This is a genomic window from Streptosporangium sp. NPDC002721 (assembly GCF_042888905.1).
In the GTDB taxonomy this organism is placed as follows: domain Bacteria; phylum Actinomycetota; class Actinomycetes; order Streptosporangiales; family Streptosporangiaceae; genus Streptosporangium.
The window spans coordinates 1-5,416 of the sequence record NZ_JBIAQI010000078.1; the positions used below are offsets into that span (position 1 = coordinate 1).

Consider the following 5,416-nt stretch of genomic DNA (forward strand, 5'->3'; position numbering starts at 1 on the left):
TACAACCAGCCGCCCCACCCGAGCTTCTTCATCGGTAACGGCATGGCCACCGCGCCCCAGCCCAAGGTCTACCTCCGCTAGGACCCGGCGCCGGGTCCTATGGGCGCCCCCTCCTGGTGGGGGAGGGGGCGCCCTGACCTCGCGCCGAATCACCAGGGGTCGGCCAGGAAGCTGGAGCTCTGCCGGTACTCCCAGCAGCGAGATGGTCAGGACAAAGGGGTGACTCCTTCAGGATTTGACGGCCCCCGCCGTCAGACCGTCGAGCAGTTGCTTGCGCAACAGCATGAACATGACCAGGCTCGGGATGGCGGCCAGCACGCTGCCGGCCAGCACCAGGTCGACCTGGCGACTTTCGGCCCCGTACAGCGCCTGGATGCCGCGCGGCAGCGTGTACTGGGTGGGCCCGGAGACCACGATGAGCGGCCACAGGAAGCTGTTGTAGCTGTTGCCGGGACCACGACGCAGACGGCGAACAGCACGTACAAGATGGTGTTGGTGACGGCGGTCAGGAAGCTCGCGTCGCCGGACAGGCGGGTGTAGTTGTCCAGCCCCACCCATAGCGGCGTGCCGAGCCCGGCCCACTCGGTCAGGCTCAGGTAGGCGCCGATGCAGATCGGGACCAGCAAGAACAGCACGTACAGCAGGTAGAACGGGGAGATGAAGGCATACGGTGCCGGCGTCCGCCGGCCCGCGCTCCGCACTTCAGCCGCCCTTCTTGCTGTTGTAGGCGGCCACCGCCTCCTTGATCACCTCGGCGGGCTTCTTGCCCTGCAGCGTTTCCAGGACGGGGCCGCCCAGCGCCTCGATGAGCACGTTGAGGTTGGGGCTCTGGTAGAAGACGGGGCTGTCGTTCGAGGCGGGGGTGTAGACGTCGAACAGGCGCTGCCCGCCCAGGTAGCGTCCTCGGTGTCGAGGAAGTCCTTGTCCTGGTACAGCGGCTTGAGGGTGGGCAGGAAGCCGACCCGCTGGAAGCGCAGCAGCTGGCCTTCTTTGGTGAGGTAGGTCTGCTTGAGCAACTCGGTGGCGGCGGCGGTGTTGGGCTTGTCCTTCAGGATGGCGAAACCGGTACCGCCCAGGGCGGAGGAGATGTGGCCGGTCCTCTCGTGCAACCGGGCACCGATCTGCGCCAGTTCCTCCCAGGTGGCCACGTCTTCGGGGATGTCGTTCTTCTTGAACTCGTCCTGGCGGTAGTACATGACGCTCAGGCAAGTGTCGGACTCCGGGGCGTACACCTTGCCGTCGATGGTGTACGGGGTGGTCCGCAGCAGTCACCGTCTCCTCATCGACGGCCGCCGGATCGGCGTGCTCTCCCTCAGCACGACACTGGTCGGGATCTGGGCCTGGGCCGCGTCGTCGCCGGAGGAGAGCGTGAGCCGCACCGCGCGCAGCCCCGCCTCCATCAGGGGCACGGCCACGGAGGTGAGCGGAGGGACCACGTCCTGCGCCGAGCCGATGTCGTCGAAGCCCGCTACGGCGAGGTCCTCGCCGGGGACGACACCGGCCTCGCGCAACGTCGTCATGGCGCCGATCGCCATGACGTCGTTGACCGCGAAGACGGCCTCCACGTCGTCGAACCCTCGCGCCACGAGCCTGCGGGCCGCGTCCTGACCGCCGGAGCGGGTGAACTCGGCCTCGACGACGACGGGCTCGGCGACGTCGGCACCCGACTCGTGGAGTCCGGCGAGGAAGCCCTCGTACCGGTCGGTGGAGGTGCGCACGTGCTCGGGAGCGCGGAAGATCGCGAAACGCCGATAGCCGTGGCCGACCAGCGCGTGGGCGAGCCGCCGGGCCCCGCCGTGGTTGTCGATGGTGACGGTGTCGAACGGCAGGTCCCGCTGGCTGATCATGGCGACCCGGCCGCCGGTCGTGCGGTACTCCCCGAGCTCCTCGATGAGCGGCAGGCGCGTGTCGGTACCGGCGATACGGCTGCCGGCGATGATGATGACGCGGGGCCGCTGACCGCGGAGCTTCCTGACGATCTCCAGCTCGCGTTCGGGGGAGCGCCCGGCGACGGCCATCGTGACGATGAGCCCGGCCTCCGCCGCCGCCCTGGTGACCCCGGCGGCGATGGCGGAGAAGTAGGGGTCGGCCACGTCGCCCACCACCAGCGCGATGGTCCTCGTCGAGCCCTTCGCGGTCGCCTGCGCCGACAGGTGCGGCTCGTAGCCGAGCTTGGCCGCCGCCGCCCGGACCCGGCTGGCGTTCTCCGAGCGGACGTTGCGCTCGCTGCCGTTGAGCGCGCGCGAGACCGTGGCGACGGAGACGCCCGCCTCCCTGGCGACGTCGTGCATGGTCGGCGGTGAGGTGTTCGGCCTGTCGTCCATGCCGATCATTGTGCCCATCGGCTCACCGGGTGGCTCCGATTTTCCACCGGCCGCTCCTGAGGCCAGGCAGGCCGGTATCGCCTCACCGGGAGATCCGGATGTCGTCGAGGTGGATGCCGCCGTAGTTACTGCTGTTGGCGAAGTAGTCGATCTGCGCGATGCCGTCCATCGCGGTCCTGAACGCCGCGTTCTGCAGCACCGTGCGCCCGTCGATGCGCAGGTCGAAGCGCTGGTTGACGGTGTCGATCACCGTGGAGACGTGATAGCGGCGGCCGGGCTCGTAGGTGCCGACGGTACGGGTGGTGCCGCCCTGGTAGGCGACGATGGTGTTCTTGGTGAAGGCCACGCTGACGGCGTTCTGGCCCGCGGAGTTCCTGATGTAGGGGATGGCCCACCAGTGGTTGCCCGAGGTGTGGGACTGCTCGCTCATGACGTTCGTCTCGATGGTGACGACGCCTTTGAGCGCCGGGGAGAACGTGCGGGAGAGGCTGGTGGCGCCGCTGTTGGTCGTGCGGGTGAGTCTCACGCTCCTGCCGCTCGCGCCGGGCGTCGCGACGACGTTCGCGCTTCCGCCCGCGGTGCTGACCGTGAGCCCGTCACCGCTGGTGAGCGGGCCGACGGGCAGGTGGTCGAAGTCGTGGACGGCCAGATACTCCGAAGTCGGGCGAAGGAGGAGGATCGCCCCCACGTCGGTCGCGGTCGCCGCCTCGACCCTCAGTCCCGTCCGGGTGGCCGCGGTGAAGCCGGCGGCTTCGGCGCGGAGCGTGTAACCCTGCCCCACCGGCACGTTCGCGACCGTGAAGGCGCCGCCGGCCGCGGTGGTGGCGGTGGCGAGGGTCTGGTCGCCGTTCCTGACGGTGACGGTCGCGCCCGGCAGCGGCTGTGCGGCCTGGTCCAGGACACGGCCGGTGACAGAGCCGGCCGTGCCGGTCGAGGGGGTGTACTCGAAGGCGCCGATGTCGGGGCGACCGTTGTAGAGCGGCGTCCCGGCGTAGTCACGGCCGCCGTTCCCGCTCATCTGGACTCCGGCGTCGATCGCCGGCGAGCCGGAGGTGACGCGCAGGCCGTGGGCGGTCTCGAGCCGGGGCCCGGTCTCGGGCGTGCCGTAGGGGCCGTCGAGCGGGGCGTCGGCGAAGCGCGGGTCGCCGACGACGGCGTTCTGGTCGCCTGCCGGAACCTGCGGGCCGGCGCCGCCGTACAGGTTGTTGTCATAGGTGATGGTGGGGCTGGTCGTCAGTGTCGCGCCCGCTCTTGTGGAGTACAGGACGTTGTTGGTGATGTCGTAGCGGGCCTGCAGGGAGCTGCCGTAGCCGTAGATGAGGTACGCGCTGCGGTCGTTGTAGATCGTGTTGTTGTAGATCTTCGCGGTGGCGGCGCGGTCGGAGTGCAGGTAGATCTGGTAGCGGGTGTTGCCGGCGATCACGTTGTACCTGACCACGGCGTCGCCGAAGGCGAACTGGCACAGCAGCACGCCGTCGCCGTTGCCGTGCAGGTAGTTGTACTGGATGACCTGCCGGGTGGTGCCCTTGTCGGGGTCGATGCCGTTGGAGTCGGCGCCGCCGGCCTTCTGCTGGGTCTCGTACACCTCGTTGAACTGCACCCTCACGTCGTCGGCGTAGTAGGTCTCGATGCCGGAGGTGCCGGTGCGGTAGACGACGTTGCGCTCGACGAGGCCGCCACGGATGTTGGTGAGGTACATGCCGTTGCAGCCGTAGGCGGTGCCGGCCTGGGTGATGTGGTTGTTCCTGATGACGATGTTCGTGTGCGGGGTGAACTTGGGGTCGTCCGCACTCTGGCGGGTGCCCCAGCCGGTGGGCTTGGCGATCGTCTCGCCCGCGTCGTTCTTGCCGTCTCCGGTGTACTGCTTGAACACGATGCCGGCGAAGGAGGTGTTGGCGACCGTGGAGTTCTGGATCACCACGTCGTTCAGCACGGTCGCCCTGGCCGGAGGGGCGTTGATGTCGGGGACGGTCGTGTCGAACACGATGCCGCCGGTCTTCTTCGAGCCGTCCCACCCGGTCTTGAAACGCACCCCGGGCGCGTTGTCCTCGACGCTGCCGCTGATCCAGTTGACCTGCCCGGTGACGTCGTGCACGTCCACGGCGTCGATGACGAACCCGTCGAGGGTCTGGCTGTTGTCGCCGGAGACGTGGACGCCGCGCAGGTCACGCAGGTTCGCGCCGGGAGTGCCGGTCGCGGGGACCTGGTTGGTGACCTCCAGGTTGCGGATGGTCCAGTACTCCTGGTTGAAGAGGCGGACGGTGTCGTTCACCTGCCCGGCACCGTTGATGCGGGGTTTGGCGCCCTCGCCGTACCTGTCGACGGTGATGGGGGCGCCGCTCTGTCCCGAACCCCGGGGCCACAGCTGCCCGCTCCACGTGCGGCCGGCCCGCAGCAGGATGCGGTCCCCCGGCTGGAAGGTGGTGCTGTTCACCTTGCTGAGATTCTTCCAGGCGCTCGTCTCGCTCAGGCCGGAGGCCGTGTCGTTGCCACCGGTGGCGTCGACGTAGAAGGTCCGGCCCGCCTGGGCGGCGGCCGCGGACGTGGCGTGCGGCGCGTACGCGGCCGGTGCCGCGAGCAGGGCGGCGGCCGTCAGGACGCGCAGCAACAGAAGGACGGGGTGGGCGGAGTGGACGTGGGCGGTGTCACGTGGCATCGCCGGGCTCCTCAGGGAGTGGGGGTGGCGCCGGTGCGCCCCGAGCGGGGCCGCACCGGCGGGCGATCAACTCGGATCGGATGGGTGGACTGGGTGGACGATCGGGTGGGTGACGTCGTGTGTGCGCAGGTGGCCGCACATGCCCCACCGGGACTGCGGCGGGCTCTCCATCAGCGAGGCCCGCGACAGGTGCTCGCCGTCGCCGCGTTCCAGCAGGTCGAGCAGATCCGCGGTGTCGCGGGCCTGCCGGGCGACGGTGTTCTCCCAGATCCGGCGCCCGCGGCTACTACACCCGCACCACCCTGGTCGCCTACGACTGGAACGGCCGCGAGCTCAAGGAGCGCTGGTTCGTCGACAGCGGCCACGCCCCGATGGCCAATCCCTTCAACGCCTCCCCGCACGGCGTCGACGGCAGTAATCCCGCCTTCGCCACCCT

Annotated in this window: 4 protein-coding genes and 1 pseudogene; 1 reads left to right on the top strand and 4 read right to left on the bottom strand. The window is 69.5% G+C overall.

Annotated features, from left to right (window positions below; genetic code table 11):
* Positions 1 to 228: 228 nt before the first annotated feature.
* From ACFYWM_RS44520 to ACFYWM_RS44535, 4 genes are all read right to left on the bottom strand, one after another.
* On the bottom strand, positions 229 to 414 hold the full coding sequence (locus ACFYWM_RS44520) for a hypothetical protein (protein ID WP_389927902.1): 186 nt from the start codon (positions 412 to 414) through the stop codon (positions 229 to 231).
* Positions 415 to 746: 332 nt separating this feature from the next.
* On the bottom strand, positions 747 to 1,232 hold the full coding sequence (locus ACFYWM_RS44525; RefSeq protein ID WP_389927905.1) for a hypothetical protein: 486 nt from the start codon (positions 1,230 to 1,232) through the stop codon (positions 747 to 749).
* Positions 1,233 to 1,268: 36 nt separating this feature from the next.
* Positions 1,269 to 2,324 carry a LacI family DNA-binding transcriptional regulator gene (locus ACFYWM_RS44530; protein ID WP_389927907.1) on the bottom strand — a complete coding sequence of 352 codons (1,056 nt, stop codon included), beginning with the start codon at positions 2,322 to 2,324 and terminating at the stop codon, positions 1,269 to 1,271.
* Between the two features lie 82 nt (positions 2,325 to 2,406).
* Complete coding sequence (locus ACFYWM_RS44535; protein WP_389927910.1) at positions 2,407 to 4,980, bottom strand: carboxypeptidase regulatory-like domain-containing protein; 2,574 nt, start codon at positions 4,978 to 4,980, stop codon at positions 2,407 to 2,409.
* A gap of 119 nt (positions 4,981 to 5,099) precedes the next feature.
* Between ACFYWM_RS44535 and ACFYWM_RS44540 the strand changes: the two are divergent.
* Positions 5,100 to 5,416, top strand: a pseudogene (locus ACFYWM_RS44540) (rhamnogalacturonan lyase); the annotation flags it as partial.